At 50.0% G+C, this 22,662-nt stretch carries 22 protein-coding genes and 1 tRNA gene; 14 read left to right on the top strand and 9 right to left on the bottom strand.

The genetic code is table 11. The features are described from left to right. Positions 1–107 precede the first annotated feature (107 nt). From HMPREF0636_RS00115 to HMPREF0636_RS00095, 5 genes are read right to left on the bottom strand one after another with little or no spacing between them, the layout of a single operon-like run. A complete protein-coding gene (locus HMPREF0636_RS00115) occupies positions 108–779 on the bottom strand; it encodes a TatD family hydrolase (RefSeq protein WP_052328664.1) in 672 nt (223 codons plus the stop codon). An 11-nt stretch (positions 780–790) separates the two neighbouring features. Beyond that, positions 791–1,033 (bottom strand): membrane protein insertion efficiency factor YidD, encoded by a 243-nt coding sequence (gene yidD, locus HMPREF0636_RS00110; protein ID WP_044167570.1) that lies wholly within the window; start codon positions 1,031–1,033, stop codon positions 791–793. Beyond that, positions 1,030–1,464, bottom strand: a complete 435-nt coding sequence (locus HMPREF0636_RS00105; RefSeq protein WP_044167569.1) for a ribonuclease P protein component — start codon at positions 1,462–1,464, stop codon at positions 1,030–1,032. Before HMPREF0636_RS00105 ends, yidD begins: the two co-directional genes overlap by 4 nt. A 12-nt stretch (positions 1,465–1,476) precedes the next feature. Next, positions 1,477–2,226, bottom strand: coding sequence for a uroporphyrinogen-III synthase (locus HMPREF0636_RS00100; RefSeq protein ID WP_044167568.1), 750 nt, complete (start codon positions 2,224–2,226; stop codon positions 1,477–1,479). Beyond that, the gene (locus tag HMPREF0636_RS00095) at positions 2,223–2,921 is read right to left on the bottom strand and encodes a DUF4271 domain-containing protein (RefSeq protein WP_044167566.1); all 699 of its coding nucleotides are present in this window, start codon (positions 2,919–2,921) and stop codon (positions 2,223–2,225) included. Before HMPREF0636_RS00095 ends, HMPREF0636_RS00100 begins: the two co-directional genes overlap by 4 nt. A 735-nt stretch (positions 2,922–3,656) precedes the next feature. On the opposite strand from HMPREF0636_RS00095, the gene HMPREF0636_RS00090 reads away from it, so the two are divergent. After that, positions 3,657–4,397, top strand: a complete 741-nt coding sequence (locus tag HMPREF0636_RS00090) for an SIMPL domain-containing protein (RefSeq protein WP_044167565.1) — start codon at positions 3,657–3,659, stop codon at positions 4,395–4,397. Between the two features lie 171 nt (positions 4,398–4,568). Here HMPREF0636_RS00090 and HMPREF0636_RS00085 read toward each other — a convergent pair whose 3' ends face one another. Continuing rightward, positions 4,569–5,306, bottom strand: coding sequence for a DNA alkylation repair protein (locus HMPREF0636_RS00085; protein WP_044167563.1), 738 nt, complete (start codon positions 5,304–5,306; stop codon positions 4,569–4,571). A gap of 620 nt (positions 5,307–5,926) precedes the next feature. On the opposite strand from HMPREF0636_RS00085, the gene HMPREF0636_RS00080 reads away from it, so the two are divergent. The 11 genes from HMPREF0636_RS00080 (at position 5,927) to tyrS (ending at position 18,322) form a co-directional block, all read left to right on the top strand. Next, positions 5,927–8,101 (top strand): S9 family peptidase, encoded by a 2,175-nt coding sequence (locus HMPREF0636_RS00080; protein WP_044167561.1) that lies wholly within the window; start codon positions 5,927–5,929, stop codon positions 8,099–8,101. A 60-nt stretch (positions 8,102–8,161) separates the two neighbouring features. Beyond that, complete coding sequence (lipA, locus tag HMPREF0636_RS00075; protein ID WP_044167558.1) at positions 8,162–9,049, top strand: lipoyl synthase; 888 nt, start codon at positions 8,162–8,164, stop codon at positions 9,047–9,049. A 226-nt stretch (positions 9,050–9,275) separates the two neighbouring features. Continuing rightward, a complete protein-coding gene (locus HMPREF0636_RS00070) occupies positions 9,276–10,424 on the top strand; it encodes an NYN domain-containing protein (RefSeq protein WP_044167556.1) in 1,149 nt (382 codons plus the stop codon). 493 nt (positions 10,425–10,917) lie between these two features. Further along, on the top strand, positions 10,918–11,364 hold the full coding sequence (locus HMPREF0636_RS00065; protein ID WP_162147880.1) for a SoxR reducing system RseC family protein: 447 nt from the start codon (positions 10,918–10,920) through the stop codon (positions 11,362–11,364). Positions 11,365–11,377: 13 nt separating this feature from the next. Then, positions 11,378–12,328, top strand: coding sequence for a Fe-S cluster domain-containing protein (locus HMPREF0636_RS00060; protein ID WP_044167553.1), 951 nt, complete (start codon positions 11,378–11,380; stop codon positions 12,326–12,328). 43 nt (positions 12,329–12,371) lie between these two features. Then, the gene (gene rsxC / locus HMPREF0636_RS00055; protein WP_044167552.1) at positions 12,372–13,706 is read left to right on the top strand and encodes an electron transport complex subunit RsxC; all 1,335 of its coding nucleotides are present in this window, start codon (positions 12,372–12,374) and stop codon (positions 13,704–13,706) included. Between the two features lie 7 nt (positions 13,707–13,713). Then, entirely contained in the window at positions 13,714–14,691 is a 978-nt protein-coding gene (locus HMPREF0636_RS00050; protein WP_044167551.1) for an RnfABCDGE type electron transport complex subunit D, read from the top strand. Between the two features lie 3 nt (positions 14,692–14,694). After that, positions 14,695–15,390: an RnfABCDGE type electron transport complex subunit G gene (locus HMPREF0636_RS00045; RefSeq protein ID WP_044167549.1), complete on the top strand. Its 696-nt coding sequence runs from the start codon at positions 14,695–14,697 to the stop codon at positions 15,388–15,390. Positions 15,391–15,615: 225 nt separating this feature from the next. Further along, positions 15,616–16,203: an RnfABCDGE type electron transport complex subunit E gene (locus HMPREF0636_RS00040; RefSeq protein ID WP_005467888.1), complete on the top strand. Its 588-nt coding sequence runs from the start codon at positions 15,616–15,618 to the stop codon at positions 16,201–16,203. A gap of 31 nt (positions 16,204–16,234) precedes the next feature. Next, entirely contained in the window at positions 16,235–16,813 is a 579-nt protein-coding gene (rsxA, locus tag HMPREF0636_RS00035) for an electron transport complex subunit RsxA (protein ID WP_044167633.1), read from the top strand. 213 nt (positions 16,814–17,026) lie between these two features. Then, on the top strand, positions 17,027–18,322 hold the full coding sequence (tyrS, locus tag HMPREF0636_RS00030; protein ID WP_081748353.1) for a tyrosine--tRNA ligase: 1,296 nt from the start codon (positions 17,027–17,029) through the stop codon (positions 18,320–18,322). 82 nt (positions 18,323–18,404) lie between these two features. Here tyrS and HMPREF0636_RS00025 read toward each other — a convergent pair whose 3' ends face one another. From HMPREF0636_RS00025 to HMPREF0636_RS00015, 3 genes are read right to left on the bottom strand one after another with little or no spacing between them, the layout of a single operon-like run. After that, entirely contained in the window at positions 18,405–18,647 is a 243-nt protein-coding gene (locus tag HMPREF0636_RS00025) for a hypothetical protein (protein ID WP_044167547.1), read from the bottom strand. A gap of 2 nt (positions 18,648–18,649) precedes the next feature. After that, positions 18,650–20,191: a GH3 auxin-responsive promoter family protein gene (locus tag HMPREF0636_RS00020; protein ID WP_044167546.1), complete on the bottom strand. Its 1,542-nt coding sequence runs from the start codon at positions 20,189–20,191 to the stop codon at positions 18,650–18,652. Between the two features lie 21 nt (positions 20,192–20,212). Beyond that, positions 20,213–21,190: a lipopolysaccharide kinase InaA family protein gene (locus HMPREF0636_RS00015; protein WP_044167545.1), complete on the bottom strand. Its 978-nt coding sequence runs from the start codon at positions 21,188–21,190 to the stop codon at positions 20,213–20,215. A 687-nt stretch (positions 21,191–21,877) separates the two neighbouring features. On the opposite strand from HMPREF0636_RS00015, the gene HMPREF0636_RS00010 reads away from it, so the two are divergent. Together HMPREF0636_RS00010 and HMPREF0636_RS00005 are read left to right on the top strand one after the other, a co-directional pair. After that, positions 21,878–21,962, top strand: a tRNA-Ser gene (locus HMPREF0636_RS00010). Positions 21,963–22,273: 311 nt separating this feature from the next. Continuing rightward, the coding region (locus HMPREF0636_RS00005) for an Arm DNA-binding domain-containing protein (protein ID WP_044167542.1) at positions 22,274–22,662 on the top strand (389 nt) is incomplete at its 3' end.

Genomic DNA, 22,662 nt, shown 5'->3' with positions numbered 1-22,662 from the left:
AAAGAAAACTCCATCAGAGTGACTCAAGAGAGGCTCAGATGGAGTTTTCTTTTGCTTATGGTTGGGTGTATGCCCTCTGTGGGTTTCTTTTCTTTCTTGTTGTTGTCTCACGACACCTTAAAGAGCTGTTGAGCTTGTTGGTAGAGCTCGGTACGCAGCGTCAGTTCTTCAAGAGAGAGGGCTTGGCAAGCATGGGTGTACACTTCTTGAATTGATAGGTTGGGGAGATCATCGGTCTCTAAGAAGGCTCGCTTTTGCTCTAGGGCAAGGGTGAGGCTCTCGGGATGGAAATGTCGACCGAAGCTTAGGTATATTCCTTTCTCTAGGAGCTGTGTTGCCACTGGTGCCTTACCTCGGAAGCCATGGATGACCCATGGACATGTAGGGTGGTAGAGCTTGTGTAGTCTGAGTAGTTCATCCTGTGCCTTGACTAGGTGAATGATGAGTGGAAGTCGCAGGGTCTCACTCAGCTCTATCTGTCGCTCAAAGAAGCGAAGCTGGAGGCTGTAATCTGTGGTACAAACACGATCAAGTCCAGCTTCCCCAAGGGCAATTATGCGTGGTGTAGTCTGCAGTATTTGCTCCAGCTCCGTAAGGGAAGCCTCTGTGAGTGTCTCTTTATCCCAAGGATGAAGTCCAAGGCTGTAGTAGATGTGAGGATGCTCGGAGAAGGAAGAGTGCTCCAGGAGGCTATGGCTCACAATCACTCGGCAGTCCTCTGTCGCTTGTGGAGTGTGGTGCGTGTGCAGGTTGATGTAAGGTGCTGACGTATCCATCATATCGTCACTTACTAGGGCACGGGATCGTAGCCACTACCTCCCCAGGGGTGACAACGTAGGATACGTCGTACGGTGAGGTAGAGCCCCCTCAGTGGCCCATGCTTGCGAATAGCTTCGACGGCATAGGTCGAGCAGGAGGGAGTGTAGCGACAGGAGGGAGGAGTGAGTGGCGAGATTGCTACTTTATAGAAGTAAATAGGCAAGAGGAGGAGCCACATAAAGAGCGTTCTTACCCATTGTATGATGCGTCTCATATCTCGTTGTCCTTTTTCCACTCATCTGTAAGTAGCGTCTCGATACGTGCTTGAGCTTTGAGCATACCACGCTCTACCTCATGGTAGCTGGGAAGCTCTTTTGCTACGGAGAGTAGACCTATATGTACGCGTACTCCACGTTCCTCAGCCAAGTGGATTAACGGATGTTTGTTCAGACGATAGCACTCTCGGATGAGTCGTTTCACACGATTGCGCTTGTTGGCTCGCTTGAAGTACTTCTTTGCTACGACGACCAATATGGCACATCCAGCTTGCTCCCCCTCTACGATGGGGCGAATATCTACGATGACACGTAGAGGATAGGCTATGAAGGCTTGGCCAGAAGCAAAGAGAGCATCTACATCTCGCTTGAGATGCAGACGCTCTTTCTTATCTAGCGTATAGCGAAGGGGGGAAGAGGTGCTACACAAGGGGGCGTATACCTACTTGTTCTGCTGCTCTAGATAGGTGTCCAGAGCCATAGCCATAGAGGTGGCTGTTGGTGTGGGAGCCGCAAGGTCCAGGCGTAAGCCAGCCTGCTCTACAGCACTGCAGGTAGCAGGGCCAAAGGCAGCGATCTGGAGCTTACCCTGCTTGAAGTCTGGGTGATTATGTAGGAGGGATGTTACACCAGCAGGGCTGAAGAAGATCATCATGTCGTACTTCTCTTTCTTCTCTGCTACGGAGAACTCTGCGCTGATCGTGCGGTACATCACTGCATGGGAGAAAAGGAGCTTCTTGGCTGTGAGCTGCTCTATGAGGTCGTTCTTGTGATCCTCTGCCATGGGGAGGAAGAACGTCTCCTTGTTGTGCTTGCCCATCAAGTTTACCAGCTCTACTTGTCCACCTTGCTCGGGGAAGAAGACCTTACGTTTACGGTAGACGACGAACTTCTGCAGGTAGTTGGCTACATGATCGTTGATACAGAAGTATTTCATGTCGTCAGGTATCGAAACCCGAAGCTCCTCGCTGAGGCCGAAGAAATGCTCCATAGCCTTGCGTGAGGTGAAGACAATCGCCGTATGATCTAGGATGTTTACCCTCTGGTTGCGGAACTCTCGAGTAGTGACGGACTCCACCTCGATGAACGCCCGGAATGTAGCTACGGCACCATAGCGTGAGGCGATGTCGTAGTATGGAGACTTACCTGACTCAGGCTTAGGTTGAGTGATTAGAATCTTCTTGATACTCATTGAAACAAATTCGGGAGGAGATCACTCCTCGTCAAATAGATTCCTGCCCCTATGATATATAGGAATGGAATGATTTCGTAGGCGCAAAGGTACAAAAAAAGAAGGAGGTAGCCGCCTGCCACCTGCCTTAATCTGCGCATTATGTTCCATAGCGTCACAAGCTCAGTGGTGAAGATAATGGCTAGTACGGAGTATAATACATACTGTGTTGGGATCGGGAGGAGGGCTATAAGGGCGAGGGGGAATGCCATGCTTGCACGTATCCAGTCTTGGAAGAGGTAATCCTGATCTAGTAGTTCCCCACTATCCCCTGTGAAGAAGATGTACCGCCATAGGTTAAAGACCTTCGCATGTAGGAGGGTAAGGACAAAGATCGTTAGCGAAGCTCCCCCTAAGGCATAGAGTAGGATGTTATACCCCGACGTAGGGATTAGCCCCATCAGTGTAAAGATGCGGTAGAATACAAAGCCGTAGCCCAATCCCTCCAACAGATAAAGGAGCGTACGAAAAGCCCACATAGGTACGATCCTATCTACACGAGAGCGCAGAGAGCCAATATGCCGATACTTCATGCTGAGCCATATCAGCGGCCACATATTCGGCGAGAGTGTACGCACTAATAGGGTCAGTAGACCTATCACAATCACTGCTAGGTAACTGAGGTTTGTAAACTGCTCTGTCAGTCTAAAGTCCATATTGTGCCACTATGAGCTATCTTACTCTTTGTATTCGAGTGCAAAGATACGACGCTTTAGCATGCGGTATATAAAAACAGAAGGGTTATGCATTGTCACTTAGAGATAGAGTGCTAAGATAGGGTACTTTTTACCTTCATCAGAGGTGTTGTTTGCCTTTGGTGGTCAATGTAAGTTGTGTATAGATGCCTCAGCCCTTTTAGCTAGGACTTATACTGAGCTCACACAGAGTGGAATACGAAAGGTAGATAAACGAGTGGTGACGAGTTACCATAAGTCGTCACGAAGAGTTGTGGTAACTCGCTTCAACGAGTTATGGTAAGTCGTCAAAGAGAGTTATGGTAACTCGTTTCGACGAGTTATGGTAAGTCGTTACAACTCTTTCATAATCCTCGTATCTAGGGCGTTTGTGAAGTGTGGAAATCCAATGAGAAGAACTAAGAAGAAATAGGCAAATAAGTAGCCGCTAGAAGTATCATCTTGGTCGTCTAGACATCATGACGATAGGTTTTAACCTGATGACTCCTTTCTTTATTCTGTAAAGTGGCTACTTCCTGCTATATTGAGTATGTAAGGGTTACTTTGCTTTTTAGGTATTCTCACCACAATATCAGGGGGCATGCCAACCTAATTATCACTGGTGTGAGCTGGATGCTTCTAACGTATGTAGATAAGGTATATATTTGTGGTAAGTAATGAACTCATTTCTGTACACTATATAAACGAATAGCGACAATGAACAAGAACTTCCTCTATGCGACGATTATCTTCGTTGCCTTGATTTTCCTCGGTGCCGTTGCCCTACTCTCGGGCGGGTTGAAGGGCTTCCGCTCTCAGTCCAAGAAGAGCGTCAGTGTAACGGGCATGGCCGAGCGCAACTTCCAGTCGGACCTCATTGTTTGGTCTGCCTCCTTCAGTGCAGAGTCCTCTGATCTCTCCGTAGCCTACAGTCAGCTGAAAGAGCAACGTGAGGCAGTAGCTTCCTTTCTTGAGGGTAAGAAAGTCCCTGCTGATGTCATTGCTTATAGTAGCATAAGTATCTCACGTGAAAGTGACCGCTACGAAGACTCTGATGGTCGCTCTTACTATCGTTTCCGTGGCTACTCACTCACGCAGAGTGTCACCATCACCTCAAAGGATATTGATGCCACCGAAGCCGTCTCTCGTCAGATCTCCGAACTCATTAACCGAGGCATTGAGATCGAATCTGGCTCACCTCGCTACTACTACACCAAGCTGAATGACTTGAAGATTCAGATGCTCAAGGATGCAAGTGAGGATGCACGCAATCGTGCTAAGGTCATTGCCGAAGGGGGATCAGTGAGCCTTGGGAAGCTCCAGCGCTCCAGCATGGGGGTCTTCCAGATTGTAGGGCAGAATAGTGATGAAGACTACAGTTGGGGAGGCTCATTCAACACCACCTCAAAGATGAAAACAGCCACCATCACCATTAACTCTACCTACGCCATCGACTAAGCCCCGTAGACGCTGAGCGACCTTCCTCCCTTACTAATGGGAGATGAGGGTAACTTAGCGTATGACATCATCATTACCAAATAAAGCCATCAGACTAGTGACACTCCTAGTCTGGTGGCTTTTATTATGCCCAACCTTCGTTCATTTAGGTTAGGCGAGGTTCCTTTTTCTCTAGTCTTTTACTCTCAGTGACCTGAGGGTGGCTTTCTCCTCTGGGGTGACACGAAAGGATTCACATGCCTTCTGGATGGCCTTGTTGTGTACCCAGACGGGGAACCGCTGTGCTGTGAGAAATGGTAATGTCTCTTTGCGATAATGCATGTAGCATTCCGCAATTGCCCATGCCAGAGCCATACGCACGTAGTAGCCTTCGTGCTGTACTCCCTCATAGTGACGCAATAAAGGAAGCACATGCTCCTCATCAATGAAGTACTGCATCAGCACCACGACACCAAAGCGGACTTCATACTCCCCAGCCTCATTAAGATAAGGAAGTAAGAACTGCCATATACGGTCTGAATGCTTGGAAACGAAGCGATCTCGCCCCGAGAAGATGAAGCAATCACAGACGGACCAAGAGTTAATCCTCTTCACCCAGCGTGCTACACGACTGAGGTACTCCTCTAGGTCAGGATGAGGGATGAGCCCTAATACCAGTCCGTGTAGTGTTCGTGCTTCCATGAAGTCCTGCTCTGGGCTATTCGCCCCACGCTCAGCCTCGGTGAGGTAGTCCTGCCATGATCCACTTCGCACGATTGCTTTGGCCAGGTTCCTAAGGTCTGGGATACGTACACCGAGGACACCTGATATCCCAGGGTGTAGATTCTCGGTAAAGGGGCGGTTGCCTCGCTCTGCAAGCGTCAGGAGGTGCTCTGTGATGGTCTTCCCTCCAATCTGATATTCGTTCATTATTTCCTCGCTATTTCCTGTCCTTTAGTGCTCCAAGACAAATACATTGTTTGTAGTCTCTGTGTTGGTAAAGGTACAACAAGTATGGTAGCTAAAATGCAAGGGGGAGGTGCTTGATAGAGGAAAGTCAAAAGGCCCGTATGGAGCTCTCTGCTTGATGAGTAATGAAGTCTTCATATCCCCTTTATTTAGGTCGTTTTAAGAGGGGTGTTAGCGAGTTACCATAAGTCTCTCGGAAGAGTTGTGGTAACTCGCTATGAAAAGTTATGGTAAGTCGCCTAAGCGAGTTATAGTAACTCGTTATGACGACTTATGGTAACTCGTTGAAGGGGCTTTTAGCCTTCCTTGTAGTGGTTTGATAGTCAGTGGTTTGTAGAGGTTGTTTTGGAGGTGATTTTCCCTGTGGTTGTGGTTTGCTTTTACTGTTGTGTGAGTATTAGGGAGTGACCTATTAGATATTGGTGAAGAGGTTTGTTGGGAGGGCATAGCGTGCCATGTTATTTGTCTGACACGGGCATTGTGGGATGCGGTCGCCCTTACATGTCCGAGCTAGGAGGCTACAAGTGGCTAATCATCCCTTTTAGTATCTTTGCGAAAGACAAATTACACAGATAGCAATCATGCGCAAACTACTTGTATTATCCTTACTCACTCTCAGCCTCGGAGCAGGGAGTCTCTTCGCCCAAAGAGGCACACGTACCATGACGATCGAGGAGGTCAACTCTGGTAAATTCGCTGCCCAACCTGCAGGGCGTGGGATGCGCTCGATGAGCGATGGCCTTCACTACACGATGATGGATACGCAGCATAAGGCGATCCTACGCTACAGCTTTGCCACAGGTAAGCTCATTGATACACTCTTCAGCGTAGATCGGGCTCGTGACTGCGAGTTCCAGAAGTTTGATGACTACCGCCTAGAGCCGAAGGGACATCATATCTTGCTCATCACCGACCAGGAGCAGATCTATCGCCGCTCACACAAGGGGAATGCCTATCACTATGATGTAAGACGTAATCGCGTTGAGCCACTAAGCGAGACGAAGGGTAAGGTCATGATCCCTACGTTTAGTCCCGATGGACGGATGGTGGCCTTCGTGCGGGATGGGAATATTTTCATCAAGAAGTTTGAGTTTGACACTGAGGTACAGGTAACCAACGATGCTGAGCGAAACAAGGTAATGAATGGAATTACCGACTGGGTGTACGAAGAGGAATTCGAGACGACTCGCCTCTTATCCTGGAGCGAAGACAGTGGCTATCTAGCCTTCGTGCGCACGGATGAGACGGAGGTACAGGAGTACAGTATGCCCATGTATGGCACTTCGCAGTATCCAACTTCCTACACCTATAAGTATCCGAAGGCTGGTACCCCTAACTCACGAGTCTCACTGCACATATATAATGTGGTGGATCGCTCGCGCAAGGAGGTGAACTTCCGAGACGGAGCTCCCTATTATATCCCTCGTATCGAGTTCGTGGGGCGTGAGGGACAGCTGGCGGTGTTTACCTTAAACAGACAGCAGAACCATTTGCGTCTTTTCTATGTACAGAATAAGACCCTTCTACCTAAGCTTATCCTAGAGGACAAGAGCAAGACCTATGTCGATAGCCACAACGTTACCTGGAGCCGTTTTATCCCTTCGGGCTTCATCTATCCGAGTGAACGTGATGGCTTCCGCCACCTTTACCACTATTCAGATAAGGGTGTGCTACTGAGGCAAGTGACCTCGGGGCATTATGATGTCACGAACTTCTACGGCGCAGATGCCTCTGGTAATCTATACTACCAAGCTGCTGATGAGTCTCCAATGCGTCGCTCCATCTACCGCATAGATCCGAAGGGGAAGCGTACAGCACTGCATCCTGGGCAGGGCTCAAATCAAGCAATCTTTAGTGATAGTTTCGCCTATTATATCAACACCTTTAATAACACCACCACCCCTACGGTGACAGCTGTCTACGCTACGGGTAACCTCAAGCCCCTTCGTGTGCTGGAGGATAACCAAAAGCTACAGCAGAGGCTCGGGGAATATCGTGTCTCTCCAAAGGAATTTATTACGCTCACAGGGGCAGAGGGACAAGCCATGAATGCTTGGATTGTGAAGCCTCATGACTTCTCTCTCACTCGTCGCTATCCTGTGCTGATGATTCAGTATAGTGGTCCAGACTCTCAGCAGGTGCTTGATCAGTATGGTTACGGATGGGAGCAGGTGCTCGCTAGCCATGGCTTCATCGTGGTATGTGTGGATGGTCGAGGTACAGGCGCACGAGGAGAAGAGTGGCGCAAGTGCACATACCTTCGTCTAGGGGTGAAGGAGAGTGCTGACCAGATCGCGGCGGCAAAGGCCCTCGGGAAGTTACCCTATGTCGATGCAGGTCGCATCGGTATCTGGGGCTGGAGCTTCGGTGGGTACAATACGCTGATGAGCCTGTGCCACGGAGATGGGACGTTTAAAGTAGGGATTGCCGTCGCTCCTGTCACAGACTGGCGTTTCTACGATACAATCTATACTGAGCGGTTTATGCGTACGCCTCAGGAGAACCCAGATGGATACAAAGCCTCCTCCGTGCTAGAGGTTGCCCACAACCTTCGTGGTAAGCTCTTGTTAATTCATGGGAGTGCAGATGACAATGTACATGTGCAGAACGCCATGGACTTCGCTGAGCTCCTTGTCCAGCGTGACCTGCCTTTTGATATGGCTCTTTACACGGACAAGAACCACAGTATATATGGCGGTAAGACACGAGACCACCTCTTCAAGAAGATGATCTCTTACCTACAGACAAATCTTTAATTGATGATAGCTCCCCTTAGGGTGAGTGTTGCTCGCCCTAAGGGGACATTTATATTGACTATGCAGGAGGAACAAGCAAGAGCATCTAAGCGCACCGTGGTGCGTGTACGTAAGCCTGAGTGGCTCAAGATACGCCTTGGCGATAACTCTACGTTTACTGATACCAAGCAAACCATCGAGGGGCATGGGCTAAACACCATTTGCCACAGTGGGAAATGCCCCAACCAAGGTGAATGCTGGAGTGCCGGTACAGCTACCTTCATGATTGGAGGGGCAGTATGTACACGAGCTTGTCGCTTCTGCAACACCCTCTCAAGCAAGACTCCTGCACCGCTTGATCCTCTGGAGCCAATGAAGGTTGCTCAGAGTATCAAGAAGATGAACCTCCGACATGCTGTCATCACAAGTGTAGACCGTGATGACCTCGAGGACTACGGTGCTGCTCACTGGGTTCGCACTATTGAGGAAATTCGTCGTGTCGCCCCAGAGGTGACAATCGAAGTGCTTATCCCTGACTTCAACGGGAGGCTTGACTATGTGGATCAGATCATTGCTTGTCGACCACGCATCATCTCACATAATCTAGAGACCATACGACGTCTCACACCTGAGGTACGACACATCGCCACATATGACCAGAGCCTCTCTGTGCTGAAGCGTATCGCTGAGAGTGGCATCCCAGCTAAGACGGGTATTATGCTAGGCCTAGGAGAGACGGAGGAAGAAGTGTTGGAGCTCATCGATGACGCTCATGCTGTAGGTGTGTCAATCATGACCATCGGGCAATACTTACAGCCAACGAGGAGGCACTTACCTGTCGTCGAATATGTACATCCAAAGCAGTTCGCTCGCCTTCGTACGCTTGGACTAGAGAGAGGGCTACGTCATATAGAGAGTGGTCCACTCATTCGCTCGTCTTACCATGCCGAGCGTCACGTGCTTGACTAAGTCTGTTTTGCTTGCTACCGAAGTGGGTATATACTACCTCAGTTAAACACGGGTTATTACTCTCGGTAAATCAACTATGGAATAGCCAGAGGTAAGGGACAAGAGCCCTCCTCTGGCTATCCCATTGCTATGTAGATACGGGAGCTTCTTTGTAAAAGAAGTATCTTTGTGATCCATGGCAGAGAGCGCTGGGCCCACCATGGAATAGTATTTTACCAATTACATTATGACAAAAGAGAAAAAAACTCGCCTGACCCGTGTAGGCATTTTTTATGACGGGAATTATTTTTGGCATGTAAGTACCTTCTATTACCAGCATCACGAGCGTAGGAGTCGCCTTAGTGTTGGGGGACTACATCGCTTCCTCCGTTATCAGATTGCACAGCTGGAGGCCACCCAGCCTGAGTTGTGTAAGATTGTGGATGCTCATTACTTCCGTGGCCGCCTCTCTGCTAGTGAAGCTGCAAAGGCTGCTGGGGATGTACTCTTCTATGAACGCCTCTTCGATGATGTACTCAACGCCGAAGGTGTTACCCAGCATCACTTACCTCTCTCGCGTGCAGGCAAGGGGAAGAAGAAGGAGAAGGGCGTAGATGTACTCTTCGCTCTCGAGGCATACGAGCGTGCCATTCACGAGGACTTTGATGTTGTCGTACTTATTGCTGCTGATGGAGATTATATCCCTCTTGTAAAGAAACTCCATGCCTTAGGTATCCGTGTGATGGTACTGGGATGGGATCTGGAGCATGAGGGGGAGGCAAAGAGAGAGCCTACTACGACCTACACTTCATTTGAGCTGATGGAGGAGGCTACTTATCCTGTGATGATGAACGAACTCATTGATAGTCGAGCCTACCGTAGTGACCCCATCATCAATGGACTCTTCGTCTCGAAAAGTGGTGCAGATGATCGCCTCAGAGACACCAAGGGTCGCCCCTATCAGCCACCTATGGCACATACTCGATCCTCAAATGAACCTCTAGAGGAACAGGGGAATGGTGATGAGGTATCCACCGATGAGGAGGGTGTGAAGCTCGCTGGTGAGCCACTACCTGAACTGACGATGACCGTACAGGAATCCCTCCCGTCTCCAGAGGTGAAGGTTATAGGGAGGATTGAGCTCCCAGACTTTCAGGAGCATCTCGATAGGGCTAGTGAGCCACTACCTGATATTAAGGAAGGGTATGTCAATGCCCTCAAGGCTGGATTTGGCTTCATTGATGTTGGGATAGGGGAGAATGCATTCTTCCACTACAAGAGCCTTGCAGGTATTACCTTCAGTGATCTCTCCGTTGGAGATCGGGTGGAGTTAGAGCTAGATCGCAATGAGAAGGGGCAACTGATTGCTAAGAATGTTACCCTACCATTTGACTAGGAGGTAAGGCATAAGACCATCTATTAGGGTAGTACGCTCTACCTATTAAGACCTGTATAGCCTGTAGGGTATACAGAGCTTGGGGTCAGTCGAATAGACCAATTAGGTCATTCGGCTGACCCCAAGCCTTTTCTTCTCTTGAGATGAGCTGACAGCTCTAGACACCCAGGGATACAGACTTCTTACTCCCTCGGTGAGGTATCCCCGATACCTCATGATAGTTTCCCCCGCTACCTCCTCAGAGGTACCCTCAGTACCCCTCAATCGTTTTCCCCGATACCTGTTTTCATCTGGCATAGGAAGTCATGGGGGAGTACTTGATAATCCCCCCTCTTGAGTCTACCTAAAAGTAAGGAGGAAGAGCCTTGTTTCTTTCTAAAAGAATACCTACATTTGCTGATGTGATTTGTATGGGGACATGCCGTACGTGGTATGGGATGTCCTGATTTGGACTGATAACTACAGCCCCTCACCATTCAAGGTATCACCACTTATGAACGGAAAGAATACTGGATCCGAACGTCGTGAGGGCATCGTGGCAGAGGTGCACCCTGATGAGGTTGTCGTGAGGATTCAGCAGCTGAGCGCCTGCTCTGGGTGTCATGCGAAAGACTTTTGCACTACTGCCGACTGCAAGGATCGACTTATTAGGGTACAGACACACGGTATTCACTACGAAGTAGGTCAAGCAGTAATTGTTGAGGGAAAGGACAGCGTCGGTCGCTGGGCTATTTTGCTTGCCTTCGTCCTGCCACTCTTTCTCATCCCCTTTATGCTTGGGGTGGGGCAAGAGGTGCTGCATTGGGGAGAGTGGGCATCGGCCTTGCTTGCCCTAGTGGCACTCGTCCTTTATTTCCTGATACTCTTTGCCTTGACACCGATCTTGAGCCGTACGCTTGCGCTAGAGGTACGTCCGCTCAATCCATCAGACACATATTAACGCCAATTATATTATGGGTATCACGATTGCTATACTTGCACTCATCGGAGCGCTGGGGGCGGGACTGCTCTACATCGTATCAAAGAAGTTTGAGGTCAAGGAAGATCCACGTATAGCAGAGGTTGCAGAGGTCTTGCCTCAGGCCAATTGTGGTGGTTGCGGTTTCCCCGGCTGTGCAGCTTTCGCAGCTGCTTGTGCCAAGAGCGAGGGTGGACTAGACGGACTCTTCTGCCCCGTCGGTGGTTCACCTGTGATGGAGAAGGTCGGAACGATCCTCGGGATGGTTGCAGAGAAAAAAGATCCACTTGTCGCCGTGGTACGCTGTAATGGTACCTGTGAGGCTCGCCCACGGACCAATGTCTATGATGGTGCATCCAGCTGTGCCGTTGCCTCAGCCCTTTATAAGGGGGACACCGACTGCAGCTGGGGATGTCTCGGTATGGCAGACTGTGTACATGCGTGCGAATTCGACGCTATGTATATGGATAGTGAGACTAGACTTCCCGTAATCATTGAGGACAAGTGTGTCGCTTGCGGTGCTTGCGTCAAGGCTTGTCCCAAGTTCATCATAGAACTAAGACGTCGAGGCCCCAAGGGACGGAGGATATTTGTCAGTTGCGTCAATAAGGACAAGGGAGGTGTAGCAAAGAAGGCCTGTGGAAATGCCTGTATCGGCTGTTCGCTCTGCTTCAAGGAGTGTAAGTTTGAGGCTATCACGATTGCCGACAACCTCTCCTATATCGACCATACTAAGTGCAAGCTCTGTCGTAAGTGTGTGGTGGTATGTCCTACTCATGCGATCCACGAGATAGGCTTCCCTCCCCCCAAGAAAGAGGCTCCGAAGGAAGAGGCTTCAGCTGGAGCTACGCCCCCACCTTCTACCCCCGAGGCTACCCCTACCGCCGAGACGACACCTCCCGCACCCGTAGCCCCTACGACACCCTCTACCCCTACTGCTCCCTAGCAGGGTAGTATCATCATCAGAAACGCTCATACCTTACAGATATATGCTACGCACGTTTCGCCTCGGTGGCATTCATCCCCCCGAGAACAAGCTCTCAGCAGGATGTCCTATTCAGCCTATATCCCTGCCCAAGGAGGTCATTATACCCATAGGACAGCACATAGGTGCACCAGCCGTACCTACTGTCCAAAAGGGTGATCAGGTCAAGGTAGGCACTGTGATTGCTCAGGCTGGTGGCTTTGTCTCAGCTAATAACCATTCCTCCGTCACGGGGAAGGTGACTAAGATTGATGGTTTCTACGACTCAGGCGGATACAAACGCCCCGCGATCGTCATCGCCGTTGCCCCAGAAGAAGAGTGGGAGGAGGGGATAGACCGCTCTGAGGAATTGGTTACAGAGTGCACGCTAGAGCCGAAGGAAATCATTGACAGGATTGCCGCATCAGGTATCGTAGGGCTAGGGGGAGCTACCTTCCCGACGCAAGTCAAGCTCTCTCCACCTCCTGGGCAAAAGGCAGAGGTACTTATCATCAATGCTGTGGAGTGTGAGCCCTACCTCACCTCTGACCATCAGCTCATGCTCTCCAAGGGGGCAGAGATACTCGTTGGGGTCAAGATCCTCATGAAGGCACTTGGTGTCTCTAGAGCTGTCATCGGCATAGAGAACAATAAGAAGGATGCCATCCTGCACCTCTCCCAGCTGGCCAAGGCCTACACGGACATCACCGTCATGCCCCTAAAGGTTCAATATCCTCAAGGGGGAGAAAAGCAGCTCATTGATGCTGTACTTCGCAAGCAGATTAAGAGCGGAGCCCTCCCTATCTCAGCTGGTGCTGTTGTGCAGAATGTAGGGACAGTCTTCGCCGTCTACGAGGCCGTCCAGAAGAACAAACCCCTCGTAGAGCGCATCGTGACTGTGACGGGGAAGCACCTAGAGAAGCCCTCCAACTACCACGCTCGTATTGGGATACCCATCGGACACCTTATAGAGGCCTCTGGTGGACTCCCCGAGGATACCGGTAAGATCATCGGCGGAGGACCTATGATGGGCAAGGCTCTACTGGGCACCGAGGTTCCCGTCACTAAGGGGACTTCGGGGATCTTGATCCTTCCCCAAGAGGATGCTGTCCGCCGTCCCATGAGAAACTGTATCCGCTGTGCCAAGTGTGTCTCGGTATGTCCTATGGGGCTTAACCCAGCCTTCCTCATGAGAGACGTGCAGTATGCCGACTGGGAGACTACGGAGAAGAACTATATCGTGGACTGTATCGAGTGTGGCTCTTGTAGCTATACCTGCCCATCAAATCGCCCGCTACTCGACTTCATCCGCATAGGCAAGCAAAAGGTCACCGCTATTATACGTTCACGCAAAAGCTAAGTAGTACATGGATAAACTAATCATCTCTCCCTCCCCGCACATACACAGCGGAGATAGCGTGGAGCGCAACATGTACGCTGTCCTCCTTGCCCTCGTACCAGCCTGTCTCGTATCGCTGGCGACCTTTGGGCTCGGAGCGCTTGTCGTCCTCGCAGTCAGTGTCCTCTCCTGCATCATCGTCGAATGGCTCATCACTAAGTACCTCTACGGGACAGAGCCTACCATCCGTGACGGATCCGCCATCCTGACAGGCGTACTACTGGGGATGAACCTTCCCTCTAGCCTCCCTTGGTGGATCGTCGCTATCGGTGCCATCATAGCTATAGGAGTGGGGAAGATGAGCTTCGGGGGACTCGGGGGGAATATCTTCAATCCTGCCCTTGTAGGTCGTGTCTTCCTCTTGATCGCCTATCCAGCGCAGATGACCCTTTGGCCCAAGGCTGGACAGATACTTCACTACACCGATGCCACTACTGGGGCTACACCGCTGGGTGTGGCGAAGGCTATCCAGTCTGGAGCACCAGGTATGTCTTGGGATCAAGTCCCCTCTACCCTGGATATGCTCCTCGGGCTACACGGGGGGAGTCTCGGTGAGATCAGTGCGATCGCCCTACTGCTGGGCTTGGCATTTCTCCTCTATAAGCGGGTAATCACTTGGCATATCCCTGTTTCGGTGCTGGGGACGGCCTTTGCCTTCTCTGGCCTAATGCACCTCATCAACCCTGCGCTCTATCCCTCGCCTTTCTTCCACCTGCTCACTGGGGGGATGATGCTCGGAGCTATCTTCATGGCCACCGACTATGTGACGAGTCCAATGAGCCAACGTGGTCAGCTCCTCTATGGGGCACTTATCGGTCTTCTGACGATCCTTATCCGCCTCTTCGGTAGCTACCCAGAGGGGATGTCATTCGCCATCCTCATCATGAATGGCTTCACACCTCTGATCAATATATATATCCGCCCTCGACACTTCGGCGGACGATAGGCTATGGCAAAACTCAGCTCGACACTCCGCAACATGCTCCTCTCCCTAACGGGGATCTGCATCATCGTCTCCGGTATCCTCGCCTTGGTCAATAAGGTGACAAAAGCCCCCATTGAGGAGGCTCAAGTCAAGGCCAAAGTCGAGGCAATTAGTGCCGTGACACCGAAGTTTGATAATAACCCCTTCGCCGAAAAGATACGTGTCCTTCCCGAGGGGGAAACCGATTCGCTTACCGTTTATCCTGCCAAGATGAAGGGACAGCTTGTGGGCTTTGCTATCGAGAGCTACACACAGCGAGGTTTCAGTGGACTGATCTCTGTGATGGTGGGCTTTGATGCCTCAGGTAAGCTCGTGGACTTCTCCGTCCTTCAGCACGCAGAGAGCCCAGGGCTTGGATCGCTGATCCCCGAATGGTTCCACGAAAAGAGTGAGACGGGTGGTATCCGTGATATGCGAGGACTAGATATGAAAGCCTCGGCTCCGCTCTCTGTCTCGAAGGACGGAGGAAAGGTCGATGCCATCACAGCGGCTACAATTAGTAGCCGAGCCTTCTTAGACGCAGTCAATCGTGCATGGAGCGTCTTTAAGTATGTGCAAGATCCCGAGGGCAGCAAAGTGAGTGGCAACAAGTCCTCCGACTCAGTTAGCTCTGCCACTGTGAGTACAGCAGAGAGTGCAAACTCTGAGACAAAGAGCTAATCCCTCAATTGAATTAGCTCTGCTACCTAAGGAGCAGCGTACAAAGTATGACCAAGGAAGTATAGCTTGACCCAGAACTCAGTTTTCCCCGTAACCTCTCGATAGTTTCCCCCGTAACCTCGACTAAGGTATCCCCATAACCTCTATGCAGTTTGCCTCGGTACCTGTTTCGACTCTCCCTCATCCCCCGAATTTATCCTCCCAGCTACTCTATCTCCAGCATCTATGAAACCATTAGAGATTATACGCAATGGCATTACGACGGAGAACCCTACCTTCGTCCTTCTGCTTGGCATGTGTCCCACTCTTGCCACGACCAGCTCAGCAGCAAATGGGATGGCTATGGGACTTGCCACCATGTTCGTCCTCATCTGCTCGAACACTGTTATCTCTATGATTAAGCACCTAGTACCAGATGCGGTACGTATCCCGAGCTTTATCGTTGTGATCGCGGGCTTCGTAACGATTGTACAGCTCTTGATGCAGGCCTTTGTGCCAGCTCTATATGCATCTCTAGGGCTTTTTATCCCACTCATCGTAGTAAACTGTATCGTACTCGGGCGAGCAGAAGCCGTAGCAGCTAAGAGTAGTGTGCTGCATTCGACCTTTGATGGACTTGGGATAGGGCTTGGCTTCACATGCTCGCTGACCCTCTTGGGCCTTGTTCGTGAGCTGTTGGGAGCTGGGACTGTCTTCGGACAGAACGTCTACCCTAAGGAATACGGAGCGTTGCTCTTTGTCCTTGCCCCAGGAGCCTTTATTGTCCTCGGCTACCTGATTGCGCTATCGAATAAGATTGCCAAGAAGAAATAGTCCCTTCCATTACTAAGCAATTCGTCCTATGATACACTATCTGCTCATCTTTGTTGCAGCGGTCTTCGTCAATAACGTTGTCTTCTCACAGTTCCTCGGTATCTGTCCCTTCCTAGGTGTATCGAAGAAGATTGACACAGCCCTAGGCATGGGGGCAGCAGTGACCTTTGTCTTGGCTCTGTCGACCATGTGTACCTTCCTTTTGCAGAGGTTTGTACTGGAGCCACTGGACATGACCTACATGCAGACGATTACGTTCATTCTCGTCATTGCTGCCTTGGTACAGATGGTAGAGATTATCCTCAAGAAGGTCTCGCCAGCCCTTTATCAAGCCCTTGGAGTCTTCCTTCCTCTTATCACGACAAACTGTTGTGTACTTGGGGTGGCAATCATGGTGATTCAGAAGGATTTCAACCTCCTAGAGAGCGTTGTCTACGCCATATCGATTGCTCTAGGATTTACGCTTGCGCTAGCAGTCTTCGCTGGAATACGCGAACAGCTTGCTCGCACGACTCTTCCCCCTTCGATGAAGGGTATTCCTATTGCACTAATCTCAGCAGGTATCCTAGCTATGGCCTTCATGGGCTTCAGCGGGATGGTGCGTCTGTAGCCTCGACGATTGGTGGCGTACGCCCTTCGTAGCTCGGTTTATTATCTCGCGCTTGTAGTGATGAGGTAGTGAGTACAGCTACTCAAGGGATAGATGCTCTGGTGTAGCGAGTTTAGACCAGAGCCTATTGTGCTGTCTATTGCGTGCTTTTCTAAAGGTTATGTGTACCTTTGCACACATTATTAGGTAATCAAATCGATTGAAAAGATAGATATGACCAACTTTATTGAAGAGCTTCGCTGGCGTGGGATGATCCATGATATGATCCCAGGGACGGAGGAGCAGTTGCTCAAGGAGCGCACCTCTGCTTACCTTGGCATTGACCCTACTGCGGACTCACTACACATCGGTCACCTTGTTGGAGTGATGATGTTGCGTCATCTACAGCGTGCTGGTCATCGCCCACTGGCTTTGATCGGTGGAGCAACAGGGATGATTGGAGATCCCTCAATGAAGTCTGCAGAGCGTAATCTACTCGACGAAGAGACACTCCGCCACAATCAAGAGTGTATCAAGAGGCAGTTGGCAAAGTTCCTAGACTTTGATAGTGATGCCCCAAACTCCGCTGTCCTTGTCAATAACTACGACTGGATGAAGGACTATACATTCCTGACCTTCATCCGAGACATCGGCAAGCATATTACCGTGAACTATATGATGGCCAAAGACTCAGTGAAGAAACGCCTCAGCGGAGAGAACTCTGCCGGTATGTCCTTCACCGAGTTCAGCTACCAGCTCCTTCAGGGATACGATTATCTATACCTCTATCGCAACTATGGTTGTCGTCTACAGATGGGAGGCTCTGACCAATGGGGGAATATCACTACCGGTACAGAACTTATTCGTCGTAAAGAGGGCGGTGAAGCCTTTGGCCTAGTATGTCCGCTTATCACGAAGGCCGATGGAGGTAAGTTCGGTAAGACGGAATCTGGGAATGTTTGGTTGGATCCAGCTCGCACGAGTCCGTACGTATTCTACCAATTCTGGCTGAATGTAAATGATGCTGATGCTGCCCGATATATTAAGATCTTCACAACCTTAGGGCAAGAAGAAATTGCTCAGCTAGAGAAGGAGCAGGCTGAGGCACCGCACCTTCGCCCTCTGCAGAAGCGCTTGGCCGAGGAGCTTACGGTTCTTGTACATAGTCGAGCCGATTACGATGCAGCTGTTGCCGCCTCCTCGATACTCTTTGGGCAGGGAACAAAGGAACAGCTTCAGACCCTAGACGAGGGGACATTACTCTCCGTCTTCGAGGGTGTACCTCAGTTTGAAGTCTCTCGAGAAGCACTTAGTGCAGGGATTAAGATTGCAGAGCTTCTGACAGAGCATGCCACTGTGCTCCCCTCGAAGGGTGAGCTGCGTAAGCTCATAGCAGCAGGTGGACTGAGCCTCAATAAGGAGAAGGTCACCTCACCCGATGACCTAGTGACAACGGAGCAGCTTATCGCAGGGCGTTATTTACTTGTCCAGCGAGGAAAGAAGAATTATTACCTGCTGATTGTAGGGTAAGGCTTCTGGCTCTACCCATACAATGAAGGGGCAAGCGAATCATTTCGCTTGCCCCTTCATCTATTTAATGGGTATGTATGTCTTACTTTTCTTCTTGCCCCTCTCCCTTCTCTGGGTATTGTCCATATTCGTACTTGCTCCGCTTCTTCTCCCGATAGCGTAGTATGAGATATAACGCAATCAGAAGGATGAGGACACCTGCAAAGGTGAGTGCCCAGCGAAGACCTTCACCCTCTAGAGGTGAGTATCCCTTGGGATAGAAGAAATAGCCTAATACCCCGACATAGAGCAGCAGTAGAGCAATGCGGATTTGTATTCGTTTCATTTCTATTCTTGTGATGGTTGTGTGGTAGAGGGAAGTAGGCTGAGTAGCTCGTCTAGATACCGCCGATTGCCTGAGAGGCGTGGTACCTTGTGTTGCCCACCGAGCTTACCCTGTTGCTCAAGCCATCGATGGAAGAGTCCCTTTGGGGCAAGCGTTAGCTGAAGTGGTTTTAACGTCATATCTTCGTACCGCTTAGCATCGTAGTCGGAGTTAAGCTGACGTAGTTCATTATCTAGGACTTGGGCAAAGGCACTCACATCTTCGGGTGCACGCTCAAACTCGATTAACCAGTCATGGCATCCCTTCCCCTCCTCAAAGAAAAAATGTGGTGCAACTGTATAGTCTGATACCAGTGCACCCGTCTTTCGTGAAGCTCGGGCAATCGCCTCATCTGTATTGGCCACCATCAGCTCTTCTCCAAAGGCATTGATGAAGTGTTTGGTTCGGCCAGAGATTGTGATTCGATAGGGTGCCAAAGATGTGAAACGCACAGTGTCTCCGATCAGGTAACGGTACAGACCTCCTAGTGTCGTGATTACAAGGGCATAGTCCTTCCCCAGCTCGACCTCCCAGAGAGGGAGTGTGCGAGCGAGGCTGAGGTCTTCTGTCAGCTCCTCCATAGGTATGAACTCATAGAAGATGCCATAGTCCAGCATCAGGAGCATACCAGACTCATTTGGGTCATCTTGTATGGCAAAGAAGCCTTCGCTGGCATTGTAGGTCTCTTCGTAGTGCATGCGCTCCGAGGGGATCAATGACTGATATGTTTCTCGGTAGGGGCTGAAGCTAATACCTCCATGAAAGAATACCTCCAGCTCTGGCCAAACATCAGTGATATACTCAGCTCCCGTATAGCGAAGTACCTCCTTGAGCAGAACCAACATCCACGAGGGGACACCAGATAGGCTTCCCACTCGGGTGTGTGCTACCTCCCGTACGATGGTCTGCATCTTTTCTGTCCACTCGCTCATGAGCAGGGTTTGCTTGCTTGGTACACGAAGGATATTTCCCAATATGGGCATGTGCTCGACGAGGATGGCACTGAGGTCTCCGGCTTTTGCTTGGCCATTTAATTTGATAGGAGAATGGCTACCCCCGAGGACAAGTCCCTTTGTAGAGAAGAAACGACTATCTGGGTTATTCCTTAGGTATATCCATAGGGCATCACTTCCTCCACGGTAATGGCAATCTTGGAGGTGAAGGTAGGGTACAGGAATGAACTTACTACGATCACTTGTCGTACCACTAGACTTTGCATACCATGTGCATACACCGGGTATGAGTACATCCCGTTCGCCTTGGATCATACGCTCAATGTCAGCCTTGACTCCCTCGTAGTCCTGTACCGCTACTCGCTCTGCATACTCTCGGTAGTTGGTAGCCCGACTTAGTCCATGACATTTGGCGAAGGAGGTCACTGTGGAGCGATCTAGTACGTGTCGAAGTTGCTTCACCTGGAGCTCCTCTACCTCATCCCCGTAGCGGGCGATTTTGTTGAGGCGTAGCTTCGCAGCCTGATAGATAAGCTTTGTCTTTAGGTCCATATCCTTTCCTGTATGACTGTATTACTCGGGATAGCCTTCTCTGTTAGCTAGAGCACGGCGGACATCTTCTGGTTGAAGGTGCCGTCTGTAAAAGGCGATCTCTTCGGCGAAGAGCCGTTGCTTGAGGCTAGAGGAAGGCAAGATACGGCGCAGACGTCTACGCCAGAGATAGCGATCGTATAGTCGAAGGTATTGCTTGGTGCTGGTACCATAGGTGCGCATAGAGTAGCGTCGGGCGAGCTTGGGTAGACGCTTTAGCCAGAACTGATCACATGCTGCTTGAAGCTCCCTAGTGAAGCTAGCTACCTCCCAGCCACGCGCTTCCGCATAGGACTTTGCTAGTAAGTCGCAGGCTTTGTAGGAATGAAATAGACGCTCCAGGTTATGTAGGCTCACCTGTCTAGAGAGAGCGTAGGGGGAGAAATGCATCCTATTTAGGTCTACTAGATAGAACGTATACGTCCCCGTAGACTCATCTAGTATGTAAGGAATATTGCCTGGTGAAAGGTCTTCATGTACGACACCACACTCATGTAGGTTAGCCAGATACTCCCCGAGTGCTTTGATTAATGGCTCCGAATACTTCTCCCCAGCTGCATAGGGCTGTAGAGTGGATTCTGTCATGGCTGTATAGCGACAGATGTAGTAGCTATCGATAAGCATCCCGAGGGCATCATGCTGCTCTATGTAACCGATGGGTTCGGGGGTAGGCAGCGAAAGGGATTCTAGCTGGAGGGCGTTTAGATATGAGCGTCGTGCTTTCCCCGTATTTGTCCAACCGTAGTAGGCAGAGCGAAGTAGCCGTAGTGAACCAAAGTGCTTCACTACGAAGTCTCCTTCAGGGCACTCGACCCGGTAGAGGGTATTTCTCCCTTGGTAAATCACATGGCAAGCCACCTCTGAGCTGAGTGGTTTCCCCTCTGTGAAAGCCTCCACATACTGCCTCAGGGTTTTAAGTAGAGCTTCGCCTTGAGGCTGTACGCTCTGATACTTTGTCACACTTCCTGTCTAGTTAGTTTATTCTAATTATCTCTATGCTCGCAAAGATACTAAGAATGTAGGTTGTCCGAAGACATTCAAGGATAACATACAATAACCTCGGGTATATCATTAAGGGATTGACTATCTGCAATGGTGTATGCTCATGATACAAGCTGAATGAAGCTATTTTGTAATAGCTTATGAATGTGGTGTTTGTAAAGGTGTTTGACGAGTTACTATAAGTCGTCTTAACGACTTACCACAACTCTTTGCAACGACTTACCGTAACTCGCTTGAGCGACTTACCATAACTCGTCGAAGAGAGTTATAGTAACTCGTAGTTGACACTTTTAAAGCATTTTGTAATATCTTGATTGTAAGTGTTTTATTCTGGTGTTCTGGAAGGGGAAAGGGATACCCAACATCCTCCCACACGAGACGCTTAAGGGGTAATACGTGGTAAATACAGGTTTCTGACAATCAACTATAACGTTCGCTGGGTAACATATGAGAGATGCAACTAAGAGAAAATATCATTGCTGGCTATCAATTCCCTCATTGTATACATGACGTTATCATGTATTAGCCTTAGATGTTATTGTAGGTAGGTCTTGTTTATTTCAGATTTAATAGTAACTTTGCACTCGCAAAAGTGGCTCAACCAGCACCACGAGGGATGCATGAGGAGTCACTTCAACGACCAAAGGAGAGATGGCAGAGTGGTCGATTGCGGCGGTCTTGAAAACCGTTGAGCTGAGAGGCTCCGGGGGTTCGAATCCCTCTCTCTCCGCAAAGAGGCTTCAAAGTGACTGCAAAATGGTCGTCAGAGAAGCCTTCAAAACAAGAGTAAATCGTTGTAGGACATGGTCTTACAACGATTTTTCTTTGTATGCAGTCCATAGACCTGACGGCTTACCCCTAGGGTCTAATAGTCATCAATCGGTCAAATTCTGCTACAGAAACTGCTACACAAATCAAGGCGTAGCAATTAGTGTAGCAGTGACGGCTAAATGAAGGGCTAATTGAAGGCAGCAACATGCTCTCATTCAATGTGTAAGTAAGTAACTTTGTAGCACCTGCTACACTAAGGAATGATGCATTATGAGACAATCGTTCAAGGTGTCCTTCTACCTACGCTCCAACTACGAGAACAAAGAAGGCAAGTCGCCCGTCATGCTACGGATCTTCCTCGGAGGAGCTATGAGCAATCTTGGCTCCACGAAGATCTTCGTAGACAAGGCACAGTGGAATAGCAGAACCAGCCGACAGAAGGGACGCTCCTCAGAAGCCCTCGCTGTCAATGCTAGCCTAGATGCCATCTCCACCAGCCTCCACTCCCTCTACCACAAGTACCAAGACGACCAAACGATCTCGCTGGACAAGCTCCGCTCCGCCTACCTCGGGCAAATCCAGGAGTTCAGCACCTTTCTCCCTGTCTTTGACAAGTTCATCGATGGCATCCGTCAGCGCGTGGGGCACACCATCAGCAA

The sequence above is a fragment of the Porphyromonas catoniae ATCC 51270 genome, assembly GCF_000565015.1.
Lineage (GTDB): Bacteria > Bacteroidota > Bacteroidia > Bacteroidales > Porphyromonadaceae > Porphyromonas > Porphyromonas catoniae.
This window is presented reverse-complemented; position numbering and strand designations above follow the sequence as displayed.

Excerpts from the sequence above, each read along its gene's own strand:
- HMPREF0636_RS00115 (WP_052328664.1), bottom strand. The coding sequence starts at position 779 with ATGATGGATACGTCAGCACCTTACATCAACCTGCACACGCACCACACT.
- yidD (WP_044167570.1), bottom strand. The coding sequence starts at position 1,033 with ATGAGACGCATCATACAATGGGTAAGAACGCTCTTTATGTGGCTCCTC.
- HMPREF0636_RS00100 (WP_044167568.1), bottom strand. The coding sequence starts at position 2,226 with ATGAGTATCAAGAAGATTCTAATCACTCAACCTAAGCCTGAGTCAGGT.
- HMPREF0636_RS00095 (WP_044167566.1), bottom strand. The coding sequence starts at position 2,921 with ATGGACTTTAGACTGACAGAGCAGTTTACAAACCTCAGTTACCTAGCA.
- HMPREF0636_RS00090 (WP_044167565.1), top strand. The coding sequence starts at position 3,657 with ATGAACAAGAACTTCCTCTATGCGACGATTATCTTCGTTGCCTTGATT.
- HMPREF0636_RS00085 (WP_044167563.1), bottom strand. The coding sequence starts at position 5,306 with ATGAACGAATATCAGATTGGAGGGAAGACCATCACAGAGCACCTCCTG.
- HMPREF0636_RS00080 (WP_044167561.1), top strand. The coding sequence starts at position 5,927 with ATGCGCAAACTACTTGTATTATCCTTACTCACTCTCAGCCTCGGAGCA.
- lipA (WP_044167558.1), top strand. The coding sequence starts at position 8,162 with ATGCAGGAGGAACAAGCAAGAGCATCTAAGCGCACCGTGGTGCGTGTA.
- HMPREF0636_RS00070 (WP_044167556.1), top strand. The coding sequence starts at position 9,276 with ATGACAAAAGAGAAAAAAACTCGCCTGACCCGTGTAGGCATTTTTTAT.
- HMPREF0636_RS00065 (WP_162147880.1), top strand. The coding sequence starts at position 10,918 with ATGAACGGAAAGAATACTGGATCCGAACGTCGTGAGGGCATCGTGGCA.
- HMPREF0636_RS00060 (WP_044167553.1), top strand. The coding sequence starts at position 11,378 with ATGGGTATCACGATTGCTATACTTGCACTCATCGGAGCGCTGGGGGCG.
- rsxC (WP_044167552.1), top strand. The coding sequence starts at position 12,372 with ATGCTACGCACGTTTCGCCTCGGTGGCATTCATCCCCCCGAGAACAAG.
- HMPREF0636_RS00050 (WP_044167551.1), top strand. The coding sequence starts at position 13,714 with ATGGATAAACTAATCATCTCTCCCTCCCCGCACATACACAGCGGAGAT.
- HMPREF0636_RS00045 (WP_044167549.1), top strand. The coding sequence starts at position 14,695 with ATGGCAAAACTCAGCTCGACACTCCGCAACATGCTCCTCTCCCTAACG.
- HMPREF0636_RS00040 (WP_005467888.1), top strand. The coding sequence starts at position 15,616 with ATGAAACCATTAGAGATTATACGCAATGGCATTACGACGGAGAACCCT.
- tyrS (WP_081748353.1), top strand. The coding sequence starts at position 17,027 with ATGACCAACTTTATTGAAGAGCTTCGCTGGCGTGGGATGATCCATGAT.
- HMPREF0636_RS00025 (WP_044167547.1), bottom strand. The coding sequence starts at position 18,647 with ATGAAACGAATACAAATCCGCATTGCTCTACTGCTGCTCTATGTCGGG.
- HMPREF0636_RS00020 (WP_044167546.1), bottom strand. The coding sequence starts at position 20,191 with ATGGACCTAAAGACAAAGCTTATCTATCAGGCTGCGAAGCTACGCCTC.